We start from the raw sequence: 20,787 nt of genomic DNA, 5'->3' as shown, positions 1-20,787 counted from the left end.
ATTATCGAAGCCGCCATTTAAGAATGTATACAATATCCGAACAAGGGGATTCTTGAGCGCCGTCCGCTGTATGCGACCCAGCCCCCCCGCTAGCTGAGTTGCTCTTCCAGGCTGCGGGTGCGCGGTGTCATCTCATCGCCCGTGTGCTTGGTGGACGCAGGCTCGATCAACAACACCCAGCATTCCTCCTGCGCCACCGGATTATGGCGGACGCCACTGGGCACAGTCAGGAAATCCCCCTGGGCGAGATCGACCGGCCCATCCTCGAACTCGATGCGCAGGGAGCCTTTCACGATATAGAAAAGCTCATCCTCTCCATCATGCGCGTGCCAGACAAGCTCACCCTTGAGCTTCGCGGCCTTGAGCAACTGGTTATTCACTTGGCCGATCACCTTGGGCGACCAGTAATCGGTCACGCGATCAAACGCGGCGGCAAGCGTGGTTGGGGACAGCATCAGGCTCTCCTGCATAGGAACATGGGTGAAACTTTGCCCTTACCGTTACTTGGAAACGGGCTCCATCCTGGCCCTCAATGCCCGGATGAAGCCTTGCGGGTCATCAACGGCGAAGGCCACCGTGCCCACGGTCCGGGCGGGCCGCAGGAAGCGGTGGCGTACCTGCGGAACCGTCAAGGCCAGGGCCACATTGGGCGCCACCAGCCGGCTCACGTTTTCCGGGCCCCGGCGCGTCAGGCCGTCCGCCGGGCCGACATGGCCGATGGCGTCATAGGGGACCAGCTGGTCGGCCATGAGACCGAAACGCACGCGCACCCCCTGCGGTGTCAGCAGTACGGGACGCAGACGAAAGGACTTGGTCAGCCCCAGCAGGTAAATGAACCCGATATCGCCCACGGCGAACAGGGCCAGCGCGGCCGTGCGATGATGGACGCCCAGGGCCACATCCACCACCGCGATCTCCATGACCTGGGCCGCCAGCAGGCCGCCCATCAGTGGCGTCAGGTCGCGGTGATAGCTGAAGGGCTGGCTGTCCGGCGGCACATCGGGCTTGGCCCCCCAGCGAAACAAGGCCAGGTGGAGCAGCGCCAATTCCTTGGCCATAAGCCCGGCCACAGGTTGCGGGACCAGGCAGGCAAGGCCCGCCTCCAAGCGGGACATTCCATCGGCTTGCCCGTCACCCGTCCGGCGCCAGGCATGCCAAGCGCTCACGCTTCCCCACAGCACATGGCCGCCGACCAGTCCCGCCACACCCGCCACGGCCCAGGGCATGGCCGCCAGGGCCGTCCGCAAGGGCGGGGTGAGGCCGAGCACGCCGCTGATGAGGCCGAAGGCGATGGCGGACACCATGGCGCGCCCGCCGGGCGGGCGGGCGTGCCGCAGCCGCTCCGCCACGGCGAAGCTGGTGGCCAGGCTGTCGGCGGTGATCCAGAGGAACAGCAGCGCGGCCAAACCGGCATGCGCCGCCGCCCAGGGCGTGCGGATGACCAGGGACGCCAAGGCGATGAGCGGAAAGGGCGCCAGGCGCACGAGCGGGATGAGGCCGGGATGGACCGTCTTCACTGCCATGATCCTGACTCCCCTATTCAAGAAACCTCTGCCCTGGCCCCAGTCCCAGCGTCTTCGGCCACCCTCACTCCACGTCGAACAGCGTGGAATGCAGCGCGCGCCAACTGTCAGCGTCGGGGGCCATCAGCAGGCCGCCGACGCGGTCGGTGGGGCCATAGGGGCTATCATCCAGCTTGGCGGCATAACCGCCGGCCTCGGTATACAGGAAGGCGCCCGCGGCGTGATCCCAGGGCTTGATCATGTTATTAAGGCTGAAATGCGCCTGGCCGGTCAGCAGGTCCAGGTAATCGTGGGCGGAGCAGCGCTGGGTATAGGCCTCGGCCACACGTTCCCGCCGCTGGGTCAACTGGCGGCGCATGTCGCTGTCGAAGAAGCGGATGTTGGCGATGCCGCGCATCTGCGCCACCGCTACGGGCGGCAGCGCGACGCAGCGCGTGCCGGCATCGGCGGCATTCGCCCCCACCAGCCAGGCACCCTGCCCCAGCCGGCCGCGCACCGTGCGCCGGCCCACGGGGTCATGGATCCAGCCGGCCACCGTCCGGCCATGGGCCGACAGCGCCACGATGACGCCAAAGCGGGACTTGCCCGCCACGAAGTTGGCGGTGCCGTCGATGGGGTCCACGATCCAGACGGGATCAGCCCCCAGCAGGCGGTCCAGGACGGTGGCATCGGCCGACACCGCCTCCTCCCCCACCACGGTGCTGCCGGGCAGAAAAGCCGTCAGGCGGGCGGTCAGCGCGCGTTCCGACGCCTCATCCGCCACCGTCACCAGGTCGCCCGGCCCCTTTTCCCGCACGTCGTCGCCCGCGAGATGCTGGAAGCACGGCAGGATTTCCGTCTCGGCCACGGAACGGATCAGGGCATCGACGGCGGCCAGGTCGATGGGGGGCAGATCGGGCACAGGCAAGGGCGCGGTCATGGGGCACATCTATGGTTTGCGGCGGCGGCGTGCCCCCTAGCAATAGAATCGATAGGCCAAACCATAAAGCCCCAAAAAGAAAAAGGGCCGCCGCCTGGACGAACCAGGAGGCGACCCCTTCCAAAAACAAGGCCGGAAAGCCGGGCCCTGGGAATGGCAAGGCTTAGAAGCCCATGCCACCCATGCCGCCCATGCCACCCATCCCGCCGCCTTCCGGCAGGGCCGGCTTGGCTTCGGGCTTCTCGGCCACCATGGCTTCGGTGGTGATCAACAGGCCCGAGACGGACGCGGCATGCTGCAGGGCGGTGCGGACCACCTTGGTCGGGTCGATGACGCCGAACTTGAACATGTCGCCGAACTCACCGGTCTGGGCGTTGTAGCCAAAGCCGGCGTCGTTGTTGTCCAGCAGCTTGCCGACGACGATGGAACCGTCGGTGCCGGCGTTGAAGGCGATCTGCCGCACGGGCGACTGCAGGGCCTTGCGGATGATGTCAACGCCCACGCGCTGGTCGTCGTTCGCCGGCTTCACGTTGGCCAGCGACCGGGTGGCGCGCAGCAGGGCGGTGCCGCCGCCGGCCACCACGCCCTCTTCCACCGCGGCGCGGGTGGCGTGCATGGCGTCGTCAACGCGGTCCTTGCGCTCCTTCACCTCGACCTCGGTGGCGCCACCGACGCGGATGACGGCAACGCCGCCCGCCAGCTTCGCCAGACGCTCCTGCAGCTTCTCACGGTCGTAGTCCGAGGTGGTTTCCTCGATCTGCGCCTTGATCTGGCCGATACGGGCCTCGATGTCGGCCTTCTCGCCGACGCCGTCCACGATGGTGGTCGCGTCCTTCGTGATCACCACCTTCTTGGCGGTGCCCAGCATGTCCAGCGACACGTTCTCAAGCTTGATGCCCAGGTCTTCGGAGATGACCTGGCCGCCGGTCAGGATGGCCATGTCTTCCAGCATCGCCTTGCGGCGGTCGCCGAAGCCCGGGGCCTTCACGGCGGCGATCTTCAGGCCGCCGCGCAGCTTGTTCACCACCAGGGTGGCCAGCGCCTCGCCTTCCACGTCTTCCGACACGATCAGCAGCGGACGGGTGCTCTGCACCACGGCCTCAAGCACCGGCAGCAGCGCCTGCAGGCTGCCCAGCTTCTTCTCGTGCAGCAGGATGTAGGGGCTTTCCAGCTCCACCGTCATCTTTTCGGCGTTGGTCACGAAGTACGGCGACAGGTAGCCGCGGTCGAACTGCATGCCCTCGACGACTTCCAGCTCGGTGTCGAAGCTCTTGGCCTCTTCCACCGTGATGACGCCCTCGTTGCCCACCTTGTCCATGGCCTTGGCGATCATGGCGCCGATCTCGGCCTCACCGTTGGCGGAGATGGTGCCGACCTGGGCGATCTCGTCAGAGGTGGAAACCTTGCGCGACTGGCCCTTCAGGTCATCGACGATGGCGGTGACGGCCAGGTCGATGCCGCGCTTCACGTCCATCGGGTTCATGCCGGCGGCCACGGCCTTCACGCCTTCGCGCACGATAGCCTGGGCCAGCACGGTGGCGGTGGTGGTGCCGTCACCGGCGACGTCATTGGTCTTCGAGGCCACTTCGCGCACCATCTGGGCGCCCATGTTCTCGAACTTGTCGGCCAGCTCGATCTCCTTGGCGACGCTGACGCCGTCCTTGGTGATGCGCGGGGCGCCGTAGCTCTTGTCCAGGACCACGTTGCGGCCCTTGGGGCCCAGGGTCACCTTCACGGCGTCGGCCAGGATGTCCACGCCGCGCAGCATGCGGTCGCGGGCATCCGTGTTGAACTTCACGTCCTTGGCAGCCATTTTTAAGTTCCTTTTTCGTTTCCCTCAGGCGCCGGGCGCCGGCATCCGCCGGCTTGGCTTCCTCGCTGCGCCCTGCGGTGCTCGCTCCGGCGGACGCGGTCGCGTCCTATAAGAGCTGAAGTTGCGCTTGAGCCTTGGCTTTATTCCAGGACGCCGAGCAGATCGGACTCGCGCATGATCAGCACGTCCTTGCCGTCGATCTTGGCCTCGGTGCCGGACCACTTGCCGTACAGCACCTTGTCGCCGGCCTTCACGCTCAGGGCGACGATCTCGCCCTTTTCGTTGCGGGCGCCGCTGCCCACGGCCAGGACTTCGCCCTGCTGGGGCTTTTCCTTGACGGTGTCGGGGATGATGATGCCGCCAGCGGTCTTCTGATCCTGCTCGATGGGCCGGATCACCACACGGTCGTGCAGGGGCCTGAAACTCATTTGGAACCTCCAGGGATGGGCGCCGGCCCCTTCTCATGAAGCGGGCCGGCGTCGGGTGGCCGGCACCTTAGCCCAACCGCCAAGGCGGCCGAAAGCTAAGGATGCGCGGCATGTTACGAAATGCTGTGGGAACGAGGCGTCAGGACAGCTGGGCCTGGCTTTCCGGGGCAACCCGTTCGGTGAGCGGCGGGGTTTCCGTCACGGAACAGGCGGGGAAGCGGTCACGGAACCGGGCCACGTCCGCCGGCTCCAACGCCACCGTGAGGTGGGCGTTGTCGTCGTCGTCCTCGCGCTCCGTCACCTCGCCCTTGGCATAGAGCCAGGCCATGGCGGCGCCATCGCTGACCGGAACGCTGACCTTCACCACGTCGCGGCCCGCCACCATGCGGCGGTCCAGGACGTTGAACAGGCTCTCCAACCCCTCCCCGGTCAAGGCGGACACAGCCACCAGTCCATCGGGCCGGCGGCTCTGGCGCACCAGGGCGTCGCGGTCCAGCGGAGGCAGCTTGTCGATCTTGTTCAGGACCTCCACCACCCGCGGGTCGGTCTCGACATCGATCCCCAGCTCACCCAGCACCGCCTCCACATCCGCGCGCTGCGCCTCGCTGTCCGGATGGGCGGCGTCACGCACATGCAGGATGATGTCGGCGGCCAGCACCTCCTCCAGGGTGGCGCGGAACGCCTCCACCAGATGGTGGGGCAGGTCGGAGATGAAGCCCACCGTGTCCGACAGGATGATCTTGCGGCCCGACGGCAGGACGATGGACCGCATGGTCGGGTCCAGCGTGGCGAACAGCAGATCCTTGGCGAACACGTCGGCCCGCGCCATGCGGTTGAACAGCGTGGACTTGCCGGCGTTGGTATAGCCGACCAGCGCCACCACCGGATAGGGCACACGCTCGCGCGCCTTGCGGTGCAGGCCGCGGGTGCGCCGCACCTCCTCCAGCTCCGCCTTCAGCTTGATGATGCGGTCGCCGATGAGGCGGCGGTCCATTTCCAGCTGGCTTTCGCCAGGGCCGCCCAGGAAGCCGAAACCACCGCGCTGCCGCTCCAAGTGGGTCCAGGACCGCACCAAGCGGGAACGCTGGTAGGTCAGCGCCGCCAATTCCACCTGAAGCTGGCCTTCCCGGGTGCGCGCCCGCGCCCCGAAGATCTCCAGGATCAGGCCGGTGCGGTCGATGACCTTGGCCTTGAGGTCGCGCTCCAGGTTGCGCTGCTGCACGGGCGACAGCGCGTGGTCCACCACGACCAGGCCGATGCCCTGTTCCGCGATGCGGTGCGCCGCCTCCTCCAGATAGCCGCCGCCCAGCAGGGTGGCGGGCTTGGGCCGCGTGACGCGCACGCACTCGGCCGCCACCACCTCAAGCTCGATGGCGGCGGTCAGGCCGACCGCTTCCTCAAGCCGGGACTCGGGGCTGCGTTTATCGTCGAGGTCTTCGCGTAAAATGGGATGGATCACCAGGGCGCGCCGGGCGGATTGCTCCACCGGCGGCGCCTCTGGCCTATCGGAAAGGGGGGCGGACACATCCGCCGGACGATCCGTCACAGCGCCGCCGTCCTTTCCGTCAACCGGCCTGACCGTCCCGATGCGGGACGGGGCCGACTGGTCACGCGTATCAATCGTGGTCGCCTTCCTTGGCCGACTCGAACAACTGGATGGGGTGCGCCGGCATCACGGTCGAGATCGCATGCTTGTAGACCAGCTGCGAATGGGCGTCCCGGCGCAGCAGCACCGAGAAATTGTCGAACCAGGTGATGATGCCTTGCAGCTTCACGCCGTTGACGAGGAAGACCGTCACAGGGGTCTTGTTCTTCCGCACATGGTTCAGAAACACGTCCTGAACGTTTTGCGACTTTTCGGACATTGCATGCCTCGCTCTTTATTGCGGGCCCTCTAGGAAGGGCCCGGGGGTTGCCTTTTCGGCGGTTATGGAGCCGTGCGTCAAAGTGCCGGCAGCCCCGGGAACACCCCGGAGCGTCAGCCATCCTAGCACAGGAACTGATATGGGGTGCTAGAGCGCATCCACCAAGGTGCAAAGTTCGTCGCAGCTGGGGAAGTGGCGCAAGGGGGGAAAGCGCTCAAGGCGCCCTCGCCATGCGGGGTAGCCCCCACCATCATCGGCACGCAGCCGGTGCGGTGCGCGCACTCCATGTCGATGTCGGCGTCGCCCACGAACCAGACATCCGGTCCCGGCACCATCCCCGACGGCTTCAGCGCCAGGTGGACCGGCGCGGGGTGCGGCTTGTCGGCTTCGGCATCCCCCGCCCCCACCAGGGCGCCGCACCAGCGGTCCCAGCCCAGGGCCCCGGCCTCCGTGCGCAGGAAGCGGCCGGTCTTGTTGCTGACCACGCCGACATAGACGCCGCGCCCGGCCAGCCTCTCCAGCAGCCTGCCCGCCCCGCTCAGCGGGTCGAGGTATTCCAGGTGGTGGGCCTCGAAGTGGGCGTAGAAGATGTCCCGCGCCCGTTCCCAGCCTTCGCCGAACAGGGCGGGAAAGGCGTCGCGCAAGCTCTGGCGCACGCGGGTGTAGCTCTCCTCCAGCGTCCAGGTGGGCAGGCCGAAGGCGTCCAGCGCCGCGTTGGTGGCGGAATGGACGCAGCGCCAGTTGGTCACCAGGGTGTTGTCCCAGTCGAACAACACCGCCTTGGGAAGCGTAAGGGCGGGTAAATCGGAAGCGGACAAGGTCGGACGCGCGCTCACGGCGTGGCCGCCACCGGGTCGTCCACGCCGACATGCGCCAGATAGGCCTGGCGCAAGCGCCGGCCCAGCGGGCCCGGCACGCCGTCGCCCACCGGCCGGCCGTCGATGCGGGTGACGGGAACGCAGAAGGTGCTGGCGCTGGAGATCAGGGCCTCACGCGCGGCGTGGGCCTCCTCCACCGTGAACGCCCGTTCCTCGAACGGGATGCCCAACGCCTCGGCCTCGGCCAGCAGCGACAGCCGGGTGATGCCGTTCAGGATGCGGTTGCTGGCCGCCCGGGTGACCAGCACGCCCGCCTGGGTGACGATCCAGGCGTTGCTGGAGCAGCCTTCCGTGACCGTGCCGTCGGGGTCCACCTGCCACGCCTCGAAGGCGCCCGCCTCCGCCGCCCGCTGCTTGCCCAGCACCTGGGGCAGCAGCGCCACCGACTTGATGTCGCGCCGGGCCCAGCGGATGTCGGGGATGGTGATGACGGAAACGCCCTTCTCCAGGTGCTGCGGCGCGCTGAACTTCGTGGCGCGGCAGGTCACCACCAGCGTGGGCACCGGGTCGGCCGGGAAGCGGAAGTCACGCGGCGCCTCCCCCGGGTGATCTGGACATAGACCAGGCCATTGCGGACCCGGTTGCGCCGCGCCACTTGGCGCATGACGAAGCGCAGGCTCATGGGGTGCATGGGCCAGGGCAGGTCCAATTCGTTCAGGGAGCGGGACAGGCGGGCCAGGTGGCCATCCTCGTCGGCGAAGACGCCGTCGACCACCGACACCACTTCGTAAACGCCGTCGGCGAACTGGAATCCCCGATCCTCGATATGGACATGGGCGTCGCCGTGCGGGACGTAGCGACCGTTGACATAGGCTGTCCGCGGCATGGAATGAACCTCATCTAAAATCTGAAGCGTAGGCAAAAACTGAATTAGTATCAGCCTATTGCACGCTATTCCTCACCCTTCCCGTCACCCCGGTCATTGCCGTGCACCCCCAGCGACTTCAGCTTACGGTGCAGGGCCGACCGTTCCATCCCCACGAAGGAGGCGGTGCGGGAAATGTTGCCGCCGAAGCGGGTGACCTGGGCCAGCAGGTATTCACGCTCGAACACCTCACGGGCGTCGCGCAGCGGCAGGGACATGATCTCCCCGCCCTTTTCCCAGCGCAGCACCGTCGGCGTGATGGAGCCGATTTCCGGCGGCAGCATGTCGGCGCGGATGGGCTCGTCCGGGTCGCCCGGCACCATGATCAGCAGCCAATCCATGACGTTGCGCAGCTGGCGCACGTTGCCTGGCCATTCATAGGCCTGCAACGCCGCCATGGCGTCCTCGCCCAGGATGCGCTGCGGCAGGCCCGACGCGGTGGCGGAGCGCTGCAGGAAATAACGCGCCAGCAGGGGGATGTCCTCCCGCCGCTCGCGCAGCGCCGGCACCTTCAGCGGCACCACCGCCAAGCGGTAATACAGGTCCTGGCGGAACTGCCCGGCCTCGATCTCCGCCGCCAGGTCGCGGTTGGTGCTGGCGATGACACGGACGTCCACCTCCACCCGGGTGCTGCCGCCCACGCGCTCGAAAGTCTGTTCCTGCAGCACGCGCACGATCTTGCCCTGGGTCTCCAGGGGCATGTCCGCCACCTCATCCAGGAACAGGGTGCCGCCGTGCGCCTGCTCGAAGGTGCCGACCTTGCGGCCGGCGCCGTCGATGGCATGCTCCGTCCCGAACAGCTCCACCTCCAGCCGGTCCGGCCGCATGGTGGCGCAGTTCAGCGCCACGAAGGGACCGTCGGCCCGGCGGGAGTGTTCGTGGATGATGCGGGCCACGATCTCCTTGCCGCTGCCCGGCGGGCCGCTGACCAGGACGCGGCTGCCGGTGGGCGCCACCTTGTCCAGCGACTGGCGCAACTGGTTGATCAGCAGCGACCGGCCGATCAGTTCCACCTCGCCACCGGCGCGCAGGCGCAACTCCCGGTTCTCGCGCCGCAGGCGGGCGGCCTCGATGGCGCGCTCCACCAGCAGCAGCAGGCGGTCGGACTTGAACGGCTTCTCGATGAAGTCGTAGGCGCCCTTCTTCAAGGCCGCAACCGCCGTTTCGATGGTGCCGTGGCCGCTGATCATCACCACCGGCACGTCGGGGTGGTCCCGCTTCATCTCGTCCAGGATCTGCAGGCCGTCCAGGCGGCTGCCCTGCAACCAGATGTCCAGGATGATCAGGCTGGGGCGGCGGGCGGCGACGGCGGCCAGGGCCTGGTCGGCGTCCGCCGCCTCCCGGGTCTTCATGCCCTCGTCCTCCAGGATGCCAGCGATCAGCATCCGGATGTCAGCCTCGTCATCGACGATCAGAATATCATGCGCCATGGGTCAACGCCTTTGGAGTCAAACGCCTTTTTAGGCACTGGTGCCGGTCGCCGGGACCGGGCTGGCCGCCGCGTCCGCGTCTTGCGGAGCGGTCGCCTGTAGGAGCGGTAGGATCAAGGTGACGCGGGCGCCACCCCCGGGGTTGTCATCCAGCCCCAGGGTGCCGCCATGGTCTTCCAGGATTTTCTTCACGATGGCCAAGCCCAATCCCGTCCCCTTGGCCCGGGTGGTGACGTAGGGTTCGGTCAGGCGGTCGCGGCCCTCGTGCGGCAATCCCTTGCCGTTGTCGGCGATGGTCAGGACGATGTGGTCGTCCACGCCCTCCACCTTCAGGGTGATATGGCCGGGCGGCCCCTCGCGGCCGTTGGCGGCATCCTCTTCCACCCGGCCCTCGATGGCCTCCATCGCGTTCTTCAGCAGGTTGGTCAGGGCCTGGGAGATTTGGCGCCCATCACATTCCACCTCGATCCGCTGGGGCGGCAGGATGCTTTCGAACTTGATCGCGGTCTGGGCCGCCGCCTGCAGGAACACGGCCTGGCGGCACAGCTCCTGGATGTTCTGCGGCTTCATCACCGGCGTGGGCATGCGGGCGAAGGCGGAGAATTCATCCACCATGCGGCCGATGTCGTCGACATGGCGGACGATGGTGTCCGTCATCGCCTTGAAGGTTTCCGGATCGCTCTGGATTTCCTTCAGGTACTTGCGCCGCAGGCGCTCCGCCGACAGTTGGATGGGGGTCAGCGGATTCTTGATCTCATGGGCGATGCGGCGGGCCACGTCGGCCCAGGCCGCCTTGCGCTGCGCCGACAGCAGTTCCGACACGTCGTCGAAGGTGATGACGAAGCCGCGGATGCCGTTGGCGCTGGTGTCGGCGGCCACCCGCACCAGCAGGGTGCGCTGGGTGTTGCCGCGGCGGATCTGCACCTGCGCCTCCACCAGGCGCGAGGGGCGCCGACGGATGGTGGACATCAGTTCTTCCAGCTCCGGCACCACCGCCAGGATGTCGCGGCCCACCATCTCATGCAGGTCGGGAATGTCCAGCAACTGGGCGGCGGACTGGTTGGGCAGGTTGATGAAGCCCTGCTCATCCAGGCCGATGACGCCGGCCGACACGCCCGCCAGCACCGCCTCGGTGAAGCGGCGGCGCAAGTCCAGCTGGCGGTTGGCTTCCACCAGGTCGCTGCGCTGGGAGGACAACTGGCTGGTCATGCGGTTGAAGGCGCGGCTGAGGGAGGTCAGCTCATCCTCCGGACCCGGCAGCACCTCTGGCACCCGGGCGTTCAAATCGCCGGTGCGGATGCGCTCCGCCGCGATGATCAGGGCGCTGATGGGCGTGATCAAAGCGTTGGCGAAGTTCAGGCCGGCCCAGATGGCCACCAGCAGCAGCAGCAGCGAGACGACGATGAAGATCAGCATCATCTTCGTCTGAAGGCCGAAGCGCTGCCCCTCCAGCTCGGTATATTCATGCACGGCCGTCTGGGCGGCGGTCATGTGTTCCATGACCTTGGCCTCCACCGGCCGGCCCAGCAGCAGGAAGATGTCGAAGTCCGGATCCAGGCGGATCAGCGCGGTGATGCGCTTGTCGGCCTCGTTGAACTCCACATCCACATCACCCTTGCGCGCCTTCTCCATGCGCTCCTTGGGGAAGGCGTCGGCCTGGAACACGGACCCCAGGGTATAGCTGCCGTACTGCCGCCCCTGCCCGTCGAAGATCACCGCCTCGGTGAAGGAGCGCTGGAACGACTCGTTGCGCAGGAAGGAATAGAGGTAGAGCGGGTCCAGGGTGATCAGCGGGCCCAGGCGGAACAGGTCGTTGGCCACCCAGCGGGCGTCGTTGCTGATGGCGATCTGGTGTTCATCCAGATAGGCGCGCGCCACCACCAGGCTTTCGTTCACCGCCGTGCGCACCCGGTCGCTGAACCAGGACTGGACCCCCAGGTAGAAGAAAAAGGCGGAGAAGGCCGCCATGACGATGGCCGGCAACACGGCCAGCAGGCTGAACACCGCCACCAGCCGCACATGCAGGCGGGAGCCGGCAAGGCCGCGCCGCCGCTCGATCCACAGGCCGACGATGCGCCGGGCCATGAGCGCCAGCAGCGTGAGCAGCAGGGCGCCGTCCAGGGTCAGCAGCAAGCTGACGGTGTGGGCGTTGTTGCCGAAGGGCGGCTGCTGCGTCAGCGCCGCATAGGTGGCGAAGCCCGACAGAACGGCGGCGAAGGCCAAGGCCACCGCCAGCTTGTTGCCCAGGCCGAAGCGCGTGGCCCTGACGGACAGGCGGCGCCACCAGCCATCGGCCTTGGCGGCGTGCGGGATCTCCGGGCCGGGGGGCGGGGTGATCAGCGCCGGCGGGGTGGCCGTCATGGCGCGAGAACCAGGGCCGGCGCCGTAGCCGGGGCTTTGGGATATGAGACCGCGTGTAAGGCGAAACGAAGCACGGTTGCTGCCAAGTCGGTGGGCCCAAAGGGATTACACGGGCGCGATGCCACCCCCGACACGGGAAGTGAGCGGGCGAAGCCACCGAACGGCACCGATCCGGCGCAATGCCGAAGGGGTCCCGCCCGGAAATGGTCGCTGTTGCCCAGGCGCCCACCTCTGTTACCAGAATGCAACGCGCGTTTCCAGCCGTCCGTCTTACGCCCGTTGGTGGAATGGGCCCCTGCTACTTCAAGCCGCGGACCACCTGGATGTCCAGGTCCCTGATCTTCTTGCGCAGGGTGTTGCGGTTCAGGCCCAGCATGTGCGCGGCCTTGATCTGGTTGCCGCGCGTGGCGATCAGCGACAGGGACAACAGCGGCCGCTCCACCTCGCGCAGCACGCGGTCATACAGGCCGGCGGCCGGCACGCCGTCCTTGTGGGCGGCGAAGTAATCCTTCAGGTGGCGCTCCACCGCCGCGCCCAGGCCTTCGTTCTGCGGCTCCTCCGCCGGGGCGGCGGCGGGGGCGAAATCCGCCAGCTCCTGCTCGATGACATCGATGCTGATGACTTCCTGGGTGTACAGCGCGGCAAGGCGCCGCACCATGTTCTCCAGCTCGCGCACGTTGCCCGGCCAGCGGTGGCGCCGCAGCCGGTCCAGTGCCGCGTTGTCCATGCTCTTCAACGGCAGTCCCTGCTGGTGCACCAGGCCGAAGAAGTGGCGTACCAGCGCCGGGATGTCCTCCGTCCGCTCCCGCAATGGCGGCAGGCGGATGGGCACCACGTTCAGGCGATAGAACAAATCCTCGCGGAACTGCCCCTGGCGGATCAGGGTGCGCAGGTCGCGGTGGGTGGCGGCGACGATGCGTACGTCCGTCTTGATGGGCGTACGCCCGCCGACGGTGGTGTACTCGCCTTCCTGCAGCACGCGCAGCAGGCGGGTCTGGGCGTCCAGCGGCATGTCGCCGATCTCGTCCAGGAACAGGGTGCCGCCCTGCGCCTGCTCGAACCGGCCGGTGGAGCGCACGGTGGCGCCGGTGAAGGCGCCCTTCTCATGGCCGAACAGCTCGGACTCGATCAGTTCGCGCGGGATGGCGGCCATGTTGACCGCCAGGAAGGGGCCGTTGCGCCGCTTGCCGTAATCGTGCAGGGCGCGGGCCACCAGTTCCTTGCCGGTCCCCGACTCACCGGTGATCATGACCGTCAGGTCCGTCCCCATCAGGCGGGCCAGGACACGGTAGATTTCCTGCATGGCCGCCGACCGGCCGATGAGGGGCAGCGCCTCCTCCTCCGCCTGCGCGGCCGCCGCGCCGGCCGCCGCCGGCGGGGCCGGCTGGGGCGTGGACAGCGCGCGCTCCACCATGCCCATGAGGTCCTTCAGGTCGAAGGGCTTGGGCAGGTAGTCGAAGGCCCCCCGCTCCGCCGCCTTCACGGCGGTCAGCAGGGTGTTCTGCGCGCTCATGACGATGACGCGCAGCTCGGGGCGCAGCTTCTTGATGCGCGGCAGCAGGTCCAGGCCGTTCTCATCCGGCATCACCACGTCGGTGATGACCAGGTCCCCCTCCCCATCCTGGACCCAGCGCCACAAGGTCGCGGCGTTGCCGGTGACCCGCACGTCATGGCCCAGGCGCAGCAGGGCCTGGTTCAGGACGGTGCGGATCGCCCTGTCGTCGTCAGCGACAAGGATGGTGGATGGACCCATGGATTAAACGCCCCCCTCTGACGCCGTCCGCCCAGGGGCGACCGGCAACGAAACCTTGAAGATCGTGCGACGCGGCACGCTGTCGAAATCGATGACCCCGCCATGGTCGCCGATGATCTTGGCCACCAAGGCCAACCCCAGCCCGGTCCCGTTCATCTTCGTGGTGACGAAGGGATCGAACAGGTTGGCCCGCAGGTCTTCGGGAATGCCGTCACCATTGTCCTGCACGCTGATCAGCAGCGGCAGGTGCACCCGGCTGTCCGATCCCGGCACCGCCAGGCGCACCCCATGCTGGTAGGCGGTGGACAGGATGATCTCCCCGCCCTTGTCGGGGCAGGCCTCGGCCGCGTTCTTGACCAGGTTCAGGAAGACCTGGATCAACTGGTCGCGGTTGCCCAGCACCGGCGGCAGCGACGGATCATAGCGCTCGATAAAACGGATGGCGCGGCCGAAGCCGCTCTGCGCCACGCGGCGCACATGCTCCAGCACGCCATGGATGTTCACCGCCGTCTTTTCCAACGGCCGGCCATCGGTGAAGACCTCCATGCGGTCCACCAGGGCCACGATGCGGTCGGCCTCATCACAGATGAGGCGCGTCAGCATGCGGTCGCCTTCCGAGGCGTTCTCCTCCAGCAGTTGGGCGGCGCCGCGGATGCCGGACAGCGGGTTCTTCACCTCGTGCGCCAGCATGGCCGCCATGGCGACGACGGAGCGGGCGGCCCCCCGGTGGGTCAGCTGGTTGTCGATCTTGCGGGCGATGGACCGCTCATGCAGCGACAGCACCACCAGGTCCGGCGGATCGGACAGGGGCGCGGCCTTGGCCGTCAGGAAATGCAGGCCAATGCGCGGCGTCTCCAGCATGATGCTGTAGTCCGACACGCTGCCACCCGTCATCCGCGCCTGGTCGATCAGGGAATGGACGGGGCTGTCGCCCGGAATCAGGGTGTCGAGCAGGCTACCCACCAGCAAGGTGGCGCTCGCGTCGAAAAACTCCTCCGCCTGCAGGTTGGCGAAGTGGACGCGGCGCTGCCGATCGATGACCAGGATGGGTTCCGGCAGGGCGGACAGGATGGCCGTGGGATCGACCACGCCATTCGCCGGGGCCGGCAGGGCCGCCGTCCGCCCCATCAGGCCGCCGCCTTCTTGTCGCCGGCGGTGTCGTCGTCCTCGGCGTCGCAGCCGGCCTCCGCCGTCAGGCCCCGGCCGGACAGGTCGCGCCCGACGATGCCGCGGTCCAGCAGATCCTGGTACCAGCCGCGCACGAAGTCCTGCACCAGGTCGGCCTTCTCGATGGTGTTGACCTTGGCGCGATATTCGGCGGAGCCCGGCAGGCCCTTGGAGTACCAGGCGATGTGCTTGCGCCCGATCTTCAGCCCGGCCTCGGTGCCGTAATGCTCCAGGATGGCGTCATAATGCTCCAGCACCAGGTCGCGCTGTTCCACCAGCGTCGGCTCCGCCGGGGCCGCGCCGGTACGCAGCATCTGGATGACCTGGTTGATGAACCAGGGGCGGCCATAGGTGCCCCGGCCGATCATGACCCCGTCGGCGCCACTCTCTTCCAGGCAGCGGGTGACGTCGGGGAAATCCACGATGTCGCCGTTGGCGATGACGGGCAGCGACACGGCATCCTTCACCTGGCGGATGAAGGCCCAGTCGGCGGTGCCGTTGTACATCTGGTTGCGGGTGCGGCCGTGCACGGTGATCAGGCGGATGCCGCACTCCTCCGCGATCTTGGCCAGGCGCGGCGCGTTCAGGTTCCGCTCATCCCAGCCCTTGCGCATCTTCAGGGTCACGGGCACGGACACGGCCTTGACCACCGCGTCCAGGATGCGGCCGGCCAGCGGCTCATCCTTCATCAGGGCGGACCCGGCGTAGCCGTTCACCACCTTCTTCACCGGGCAGCCGAAATTGATGTCGATGATGGACGCGCCCCGGTCCACGCACAGCTTGGCCGCCTCCGCCATCACCTCGGGCTCACAGCCCGCCAGCTGGACGGACAGCACGCCCTCCTGCGCATCCGGGTCGATCTTCTTCTCGGATTCGCGGGTGGCGCGGATCATCGCCTGGCTGGCGATCATCTCGGAAACGACCAGACCCGCGCCGGCGCGCTTCACCAGGCGGCGGAACGGCGTATCGGTGACGCCCGACATGGGCGCCAGGATCACCGGATCCTCAATGGTGATGGGACCGACCTGGATCGGCGCTAACTTACTGCCCATTTCCTAGGCGCTTTCCATGACTGCTTCAAAATTAGGCGTTCAAGCTATCATGAGGTCATGGCAAAGGGAAGCGACGCCGCCGAAGGTGGCAGATGCGACTATGGTATGGCAGGGGTATGGTGCGGTGGCATGGCAGGCCGTGAACGCCAGCGGCCAAACAACCCTGGCGGCGGCCTGTGAACGCGCGATATCTCTGTCCGGCGCAGGGGCCATCCCTGGCCTCGACTTTCTTTTCATCGTTTCCGGTGTCTCGACCCATCATGCCGTCCTGCCTTGCCCTGATCGTCGCCGCCGGCAGTGGCTCCCGCTTCGGCGGGGACATGCCCAAGCAGTATTTGTCCCTGGCCGGCCGCCCGGTCCTGGCCCGCACCGTGGCCGCCTTCCAGAACCATCCGGAAGTGACGGCCGTGCGCGTGGTGATCAACCCCGCCCACCGCGACCTGTATGAGGCGGCGGTGGCCGGCCTGGACCTGCCGCCGCCCATCGCCGGGGGTGCCGCCCGCCAGGACAGCGTGCGCAACGGGCTGGAGGCCGCCGCGGCCGAGGGCGGCTATGACCTGGTGCTGATCCACGACGCCGCCCGCCCGCTGGTGGACGCCGCCAGCATTTCCGCCGTCATCGGCGCCCTGGCGGAGGTGCCGGCCGCCCTGGCGGCGGCCAGCGTCAGCGACACGCTGAAGCGGGCCGGCACGGACGGCGCCGTGGCCGCCACGGTGGACCGCACGGCCCTGTGGCGGGCGTTGACGCCGCAGGGCTTCCGCTTCGCCGACATCCTGACGGCGCACCGCGATCTGGCGGGGCAGGAACTGACCGACGACGCCGCGGTTGCGGAAAAGGCCGGCCTGCCGGTCCGCCTGGTGCCCACCAACCCCGACAACCTGAAAGTGACCCATGCCGAGGATTTGGCGCGGGCGGAGAAGATCATCATGAACCAGTTGGGCGATGTCCGCGTGGGCCACGGCTATGACGTGCACAAGTTCACGGAAGGCGACCACATCGTGCTCTGCGGCCTGAAGGTGCCGCACACCCACAAGCTGGAAGGACATTCAGACGCCGACGTGGGGTTGCACGCCCTGACCGACGCCATCCTGGGCGCCATCAGCGCCGGCGACATCGGCAGCCACTTCCCGCCCACGGACGAGCGTTGGCGCGGCGCCGACAGCGGCAAGTTCCTGCAGCACGCCGCCAGCCTGGTGACGGCCAAGGGCGGCGTCATCGCCCATTGCGACATCACCGTCATCTGCGAACGGCCCAAGGTGGGCCCGCACCGCGAGGCCATGGTGGCCCGTGTCGCCGAGTTGCTGGCGATCGCGCCGGACCGCGTGTCGGTGAAGGCCACCACCACCGAGGGCCTGGGCTTCACCGGCCGGCGCGAGGGCATCGCCGCCATGGCGACCTGCACAGTTCGCCTCCCCTGGCCGGCCACCGGAGCCTGACGCCCATGTTCCCGGCGGAGATCACGGACACGGCCGAACGCCTGCTGGCCGCCTGCCAAAAGGAAGGCTTGTGGCTGGCCACGGCCGAGTCCTGCACCGGCGGCCTGATCTCCGCCAGCCTCACGGCCATCGCCGGTTCCTCCGCCGTGGTCGACCGGGGCGTGGTCACCTACAGCAACCAGGCCAAGATCGACCTGCTGGGCGTGCCCGACGGCCTGATCGCCCGGCACGGGGCCGTCAGCCGCGAGGTGGCGCACGCCATGGCGGAGGGGCTGCTGGCCCGCTCCCGCGCCGACATCGCCCTGTCGGTGACCGGCATCGCCGGTCCCGGCGGCGGCAGTGTGGAAAAGCCGGTGGGCCTGGTCTACCTGGGCTGCGCCCGCCGTGACCGCCCGGTGGTGGTGGAGCGCCACGTCTTCCCCGGCGACCGTGACGCGGTGCGCCTGGCGGCGGTGGCGCGGGCGCTGGCCTTGGGCCTGGCTGCCGCGGCAGAGGACGGAACGGGGGAAGGCTAACCCAGCCCCCTGGGGTCCTGAACCAGGGCGACGCATTCAATCAAGGCTGCTTTTCCTGCCGGACGTATCGGACTTCCAGTCCCACGCCGCCGACATAGTCCTCACCCCCGTATTGATGGTGGTAGTTGGTCAGCAGCACCATGAACTGGGTTTGGACGCGTTGCCCTGTCGCGTCCGCAATGGCCTGGGGAAAGATGGTGACGGTGGGCCCGGTGGGCAGGTTCATCTTCTGGGCCTGCTGGCGCTGCAGGGGCCGCCCCTGCGCGGCGGCGAATGCCGTGATCGCCGCCAGGTAAGGCTTGACCGTGGGGATGCCGTTCGCGGTCATGCGGCGAACGGCGCAGGCATGATAGGGCGGCAGTTCCAAGGTGATCTTGTACAGGGCCAGGGGCGTCTTCTTGTACCAGCCGATGCCCGGATCATCTTTCAAGATGCCCTTCACCTGGTCCGGCGTCATGGCGGTCAGGTCCTGTGCCCCGGCCTTGACCGCCTCATCATCCGGAAAGCGCTTCAGGCAAAAATCCTCGAAGACCTCAGCCAGTTCCGTCGCGGCGGCGACATCCTCAGGCGATGGATCGGGCAATTGAACAGGGGGCGGCTGCGGCGTCGCCTCCTGCGCCGCCACCCCGTGGATCAGCGCCCCCACGATCATCACCGCACCAGCGGCCGCCTTCCATGCCCACGTCAAAGCGTCCCCCTCCTGCCAAGCCCCTTCCCCATCCGGACGGCTGAAGAATTGAGCCCATATTGGTTGCGTCCGTGCAACCACTCTCTATTGCCGACGCTCAACCGCGCCCCAACCACCACTCCAAGGCGCTCTCGACCACCTCAGGCGGCATGGCGTGCCCGCCATCGAACACCCGCAGTTCCACCAGGAAGCCGCGCCGTGTGAACGCCGGTGCGGTGGCGCGCGCCGTCTCCTCCAAGGGCAAAACGCGGTCGGCCCTGCCGTGGCTGATGAACACCCGGATCTGGCCGCCGCCGGGCACCGCCCCCTGGGTATGCAATGGGGCGATGTGCCCGGGGGAAAAGGCGATCAGCGTGGAAAACAGGTCCCGGTTTTCCGGCCCCAGGGACAGGGCGTAGGTCGCCCCATCAGAGAATCCCGCCAGCGCCACCCGGGCCGGATCCACGGCATAGCGGGCGAAGACCAGGGCCAGGAAGGCGTCGATGCGCGCCGGATCGGTGCCATAGCGCGGCCCCCAGCGCTCGTCCGCCTCACGCTTGCGCGCGGCCAGCATGTCCCAGGTGTAATCCCCGGAGTCGGGGGCGGCGATGAGGATGCCCCGGGCCTCCGCCACCGGCGCCAGCCGGGCGATCATGTCAGCGCCGCGCTGGCTGGCACCGTGCAGCATCACCAGCACTGGCAGGGGCTGGCCAGGCCGGTAGGATCGGGGAACGAGGACCATGCCATCGCCCAGGCGCACGGGGCCGACCGGCGCCTCCACCGCCACGGGCGTAACCCGCGGCCGGGCTGTCAGATGAACCAGATCATCCGCCCGCGCCGGCGCCATCATAAGCGGCAGCAGGCAGGCCAACACCCCCAAGACACGCCCGCGCATCCCGTCCCCCGCCCGGCTTCCCCATTCCGGCAGCTTGGGGGAGGGGTCGACCCCGCGTCAACCGATGGCCAGGGCTCCGCCCCGGTTGCATGCCGGGGAGACTGGGGCATAGTCTGGCGCTCCGTACCGCCTTCAATGTCCCGCCTTCACGGTCCCGCCTGCCGGAGTTTCCCCCATGTCGCCGCGTTCTCTTGGTCTGGTCCTGGCGCTCGCCGCTGCCCCACTGTCGCTGCCCCTGGTCGCGCTGCCCCTGGTCGCGCTGGCCCTGGCGGCCCACGCCGCCGCCCCGCAGGTGAAGACCCAGGCGCCGGGCTACTACCGGCTGATGCTGGGCGATTTCGAGATCACGGCGTTGAATGACACGGTCCTGACCCTGCCCATGGACAAGCTGATGACCAACACCACGCCGGCCAAGGTGGCGGCGGCGTTGGCGCGCAACCATCAGCCCAGCCCCACGCCCACCTCGGTCAACGCCTTCCTGATCAACACCGGGGGGCAGTTGATCCTGGTCGACACCGGCCTGAACGGCCTGGCGGGCCCCCAGGCGCCCAGCCACCTGCTGGCCAACCTCAAGGCCGCCGGCTACACGCCCGAGCAGGTGGACGCGGTGCTGATCACCCACATGCACAGCGACCATATCGGCGGCCTGATGACGGATGGCCACCCCACCTTCCCCAACGCCACCGTCTATGTCGACGCGGCGGAAAAGGGCCATTGGCTGAACCCGGAGGCCGAGTCCAAGGCCCCGGCGGATGAAAAGCGCGGCTTCGCCACCGCGCACAAACTGCTGGACGCCTATGCGATGGCCGGCAAGCTGAAGACCTTCGACGGCGTGACGCCGCTGTTCCCCGGTGTCACCGCCCTTCCGGCCCATGGCCACACGCCGGGCCATTCCGCCTACGCGGTCGAGAGCAAGGGCCAGAAAATGCTGTTCTGGGGTGACCTGATGCATGTCGCCGCCGTGCAGTTCGACACCCCGGCCACCACCATCCAGTTCGACAGCGACAGCCCCGCCGCCGCCAAGGAACGGGCGCGCATCTTCGCCGAGGCCGCCAAGGACGGCTATTGGGTGGCCGCCGCCCACATCTCCTTCCCCGGCATCGGCCACATCCGCCCCAAGGACACCACCGACGGCAAGGCCGACCCCAAGAGCTATGTCTGGGAACCGGCGCAATACAGCCTGGGAGAATAAAGAAACACGACCGCCCCTCACGGATCGG

General features: G+C 68.0%; 18 protein-coding genes and 1 pseudogene. 3 read left to right on the top strand and 16 right to left on the bottom strand.

The window, feature by feature from the left end; all coding sequences use genetic code 11:
- Positions 1-89 precede the first annotated feature (89 nt).
- From ULB03_RS12165 to dusB, 14 genes and pseudogenes are all read right to left on the bottom strand, one after another.
- Positions 90-455 carry a cupin domain-containing protein gene (locus ULB03_RS12165; RefSeq protein WP_322483363.1) on the bottom strand — a complete coding sequence of 122 codons (366 nt, stop codon included), beginning with the start codon at positions 453-455 and terminating at the stop codon, positions 90-92.
- Positions 456-500: 45 nt separating this feature from the next.
- Complete coding sequence (locus tag ULB03_RS12160; protein WP_322483362.1) at positions 501-1,523, bottom strand: hypothetical protein; 1,023 nt, start codon at positions 1,521-1,523, stop codon at positions 501-503.
- Positions 1,524-1,587: 64 nt separating this feature from the next.
- Positions 1,588-2,442, bottom strand: a complete 855-nt coding sequence (locus ULB03_RS12155) for an inositol monophosphatase family protein (protein ID WP_322483361.1) — start codon at positions 2,440-2,442, stop codon at positions 1,588-1,590.
- Positions 2,443-2,605: 163 nt separating this feature from the next.
- Complete coding sequence (gene groL / locus ULB03_RS12150; protein WP_322483360.1) at positions 2,606-4,255, bottom strand: chaperonin GroEL; 1,650 nt, start codon at positions 4,253-4,255, stop codon at positions 2,606-2,608.
- A 140-nt stretch (positions 4,256-4,395) separates the two neighbouring features.
- Positions 4,396-4,683: a co-chaperone GroES gene (locus ULB03_RS12145; protein WP_145616338.1), complete on the bottom strand. Its 288-nt coding sequence runs from the start codon at positions 4,681-4,683 to the stop codon at positions 4,396-4,398.
- A 139-nt stretch (positions 4,684-4,822) separates the two neighbouring features.
- Complete coding sequence (hflX, locus tag ULB03_RS12140) at positions 4,823-6,229, bottom strand: GTPase HflX (protein ID WP_463605632.1); 1,407 nt, start codon at positions 6,227-6,229, stop codon at positions 4,823-4,825.
- A 70-nt stretch (positions 6,230-6,299) separates the two neighbouring features.
- Entirely contained in the window at positions 6,300-6,548 is a 249-nt protein-coding gene (hfq, locus tag ULB03_RS12135; RefSeq protein WP_040843434.1) for an RNA chaperone Hfq, read from the bottom strand.
- 122 nt (positions 6,549-6,670) lie between these two features.
- Positions 6,671-7,384 carry an HAD family hydrolase gene (locus tag ULB03_RS12130; protein ID WP_322483359.1) on the bottom strand — a complete coding sequence of 238 codons (714 nt, stop codon included), beginning with the start codon at positions 7,382-7,384 and terminating at the stop codon, positions 6,671-6,673.
- A pseudogene (locus ULB03_RS27420) lies at positions 7,381-8,252 on the bottom strand (D-amino-acid transaminase). Before ULB03_RS27420 ends, ULB03_RS12130 begins: the two are co-directional and overlap by 4 nt.
- A gap of 65 nt (positions 8,253-8,317) precedes the next feature.
- Complete coding sequence (ntrX, locus tag ULB03_RS12115; protein ID WP_145730172.1) at positions 8,318-9,721, bottom strand: nitrogen assimilation response regulator NtrX; 1,404 nt, start codon at positions 9,719-9,721, stop codon at positions 8,318-8,320.
- 30 nt (positions 9,722-9,751) lie between these two features.
- Positions 9,752-12,082 carry a sensor histidine kinase NtrY-like gene (locus ULB03_RS12110; protein WP_322483356.1) on the bottom strand — a complete coding sequence of 777 codons (2,331 nt, stop codon included), beginning with the start codon at positions 12,080-12,082 and terminating at the stop codon, positions 9,752-9,754.
- 298 nt (positions 12,083-12,380) lie between these two features.
- Positions 12,381-13,835 (bottom strand): nitrogen regulation protein NR(I), encoded by a 1,455-nt coding sequence (ntrC, locus tag ULB03_RS12105; RefSeq protein WP_322483355.1) that lies wholly within the window; start codon positions 13,833-13,835, stop codon positions 12,381-12,383.
- Positions 13,836-13,838: 3 nt separating this feature from the next.
- Positions 13,839-14,963, bottom strand: coding sequence for a two-component system sensor histidine kinase NtrB (locus tag ULB03_RS12100; protein ID WP_322483354.1), 1,125 nt, complete (start codon positions 14,961-14,963; stop codon positions 13,839-13,841).
- Complete coding sequence (gene dusB / locus ULB03_RS12095) at positions 14,963-16,054, bottom strand: tRNA dihydrouridine synthase DusB (protein WP_322483353.1); 1,092 nt, start codon at positions 16,052-16,054, stop codon at positions 14,963-14,965. Before dusB ends, ULB03_RS12100 begins: the two co-directional genes overlap by 1 nt.
- 260 nt (positions 16,055-16,314) lie before the next feature.
- Between dusB and ULB03_RS12090 the strand changes: the two genes are divergently transcribed.
- A complete protein-coding gene (locus ULB03_RS12090) occupies positions 16,315-17,490 on the top strand; it encodes a bifunctional 2-C-methyl-D-erythritol 4-phosphate cytidylyltransferase/2-C-methyl-D-erythritol 2,4-cyclodiphosphate synthase (protein ID WP_322483352.1) in 1,176 nt (391 codons plus the stop codon).
- Positions 17,491-17,495: 5 nt separating this feature from the next.
- The gene (locus ULB03_RS12085) at positions 17,496-18,005 is read left to right on the top strand and encodes a CinA family protein (RefSeq protein ID WP_322483351.1); all 510 of its coding nucleotides are present in this window, start codon (positions 17,496-17,498) and stop codon (positions 18,003-18,005) included.
- Positions 18,006-18,045: 40 nt separating this feature from the next.
- Here ULB03_RS12085 and ULB03_RS12080 read toward each other — a convergent pair whose 3' ends face one another.
- Positions 18,046-18,693 carry an NMCC_0638 family (lipo)protein gene (locus ULB03_RS12080; RefSeq protein WP_322483350.1) on the bottom strand — a complete coding sequence of 216 codons (648 nt, stop codon included), beginning with the start codon at positions 18,691-18,693 and terminating at the stop codon, positions 18,046-18,048.
- Positions 18,694-18,790: 97 nt separating this feature from the next.
- Entirely contained in the window at positions 18,791-19,567 is a 777-nt protein-coding gene (locus ULB03_RS12075; protein WP_322483349.1) for an alpha/beta hydrolase, read from the bottom strand.
- A gap of 175 nt (positions 19,568-19,742) precedes the next feature.
- On the opposite strand from ULB03_RS12075, the gene ULB03_RS12070 reads away from it, so the two are divergent.
- A complete protein-coding gene (locus ULB03_RS12070) occupies positions 19,743-20,759 on the top strand; it encodes an MBL fold metallo-hydrolase (RefSeq protein WP_322483348.1) in 1,017 nt (338 codons plus the stop codon).
- Positions 20,760-20,787: the final 28 nt, after the last annotated feature.

Origin of the sequence: Nitrospirillum goiasense (assembly GCF_034427435.1) — a bacterium.
GTDB lineage: Bacteria > Pseudomonadota > Alphaproteobacteria > Azospirillales > Azospirillaceae > Nitrospirillum.
The sequence above is the reverse complement of the archived record's forward strand: the minus strand, read 5'-3'. Positions and strand labels throughout refer to the sequence as shown.

Excerpts from the sequence above, each read along its gene's own strand:
- ULB03_RS12110 (WP_322483356.1), bottom strand. The coding sequence starts at position 12,082 with ATGACGGCCACCCCGCCGGCGCTGATCACCCCGCCCCCCGGCCCGGAG.
- ULB03_RS12145 (WP_145616338.1), bottom strand. The coding sequence starts at position 4,683 with ATGAGTTTCAGGCCCCTGCACGACCGTGTGGTGATCCGGCCCATCGAG.
- ULB03_RS12085 (WP_322483351.1), top strand. The coding sequence starts at position 17,496 with ATGTTCCCGGCGGAGATCACGGACACGGCCGAACGCCTGCTGGCCGCC.
- groL (WP_322483360.1), bottom strand. The coding sequence starts at position 4,255 with ATGGCTGCCAAGGACGTGAAGTTCAACACGGATGCCCGCGACCGCATG.
- ULB03_RS12155 (WP_322483361.1), bottom strand. The coding sequence starts at position 2,442 with ATGACCGCGCCCTTGCCTGTGCCCGATCTGCCCCCCATCGACCTGGCC.
- ntrX (WP_145730172.1), bottom strand. The coding sequence starts at position 9,721 with ATGGCGCATGATATTCTGATCGTCGATGACGAGGCTGACATCCGGATG.
- ULB03_RS12165 (WP_322483363.1), bottom strand. The coding sequence starts at position 455 with ATGCTGTCCCCAACCACGCTTGCCGCCGCGTTTGATCGCGTGACCGAT.
- ntrC (WP_322483355.1), bottom strand. The coding sequence starts at position 13,835 with ATGGGTCCATCCACCATCCTTGTCGCTGACGACGACAGGGCGATCCGC.
- ULB03_RS12070 (WP_322483348.1), top strand. The coding sequence starts at position 19,743 with ATGTCGCCGCGTTCTCTTGGTCTGGTCCTGGCGCTCGCCGCTGCCCCA.
- dusB (WP_322483353.1), bottom strand. The coding sequence starts at position 16,054 with ATGGGCAGTAAGTTAGCGCCGATCCAGGTCGGTCCCATCACCATTGAG.
- hfq (WP_040843434.1), bottom strand. The coding sequence starts at position 6,548 with ATGTCCGAAAAGTCGCAAAACGTTCAGGACGTGTTTCTGAACCATGTG.
- ULB03_RS12100 (WP_322483354.1), bottom strand. The coding sequence starts at position 14,963 with ATGGGGCGGACGGCGGCCCTGCCGGCCCCGGCGAATGGCGTGGTCGAT.
- ULB03_RS12160 (WP_322483362.1), bottom strand. The coding sequence starts at position 1,523 with ATGGCAGTGAAGACGGTCCATCCCGGCCTCATCCCGCTCGTGCGCCTG.
- ULB03_RS12090 (WP_322483352.1), top strand. The coding sequence starts at position 16,315 with ATGCCGTCCTGCCTTGCCCTGATCGTCGCCGCCGGCAGTGGCTCCCGC.
- ULB03_RS12075 (WP_322483349.1), bottom strand. The coding sequence starts at position 19,567 with ATGCGCGGGCGTGTCTTGGGGGTGTTGGCCTGCCTGCTGCCGCTTATG.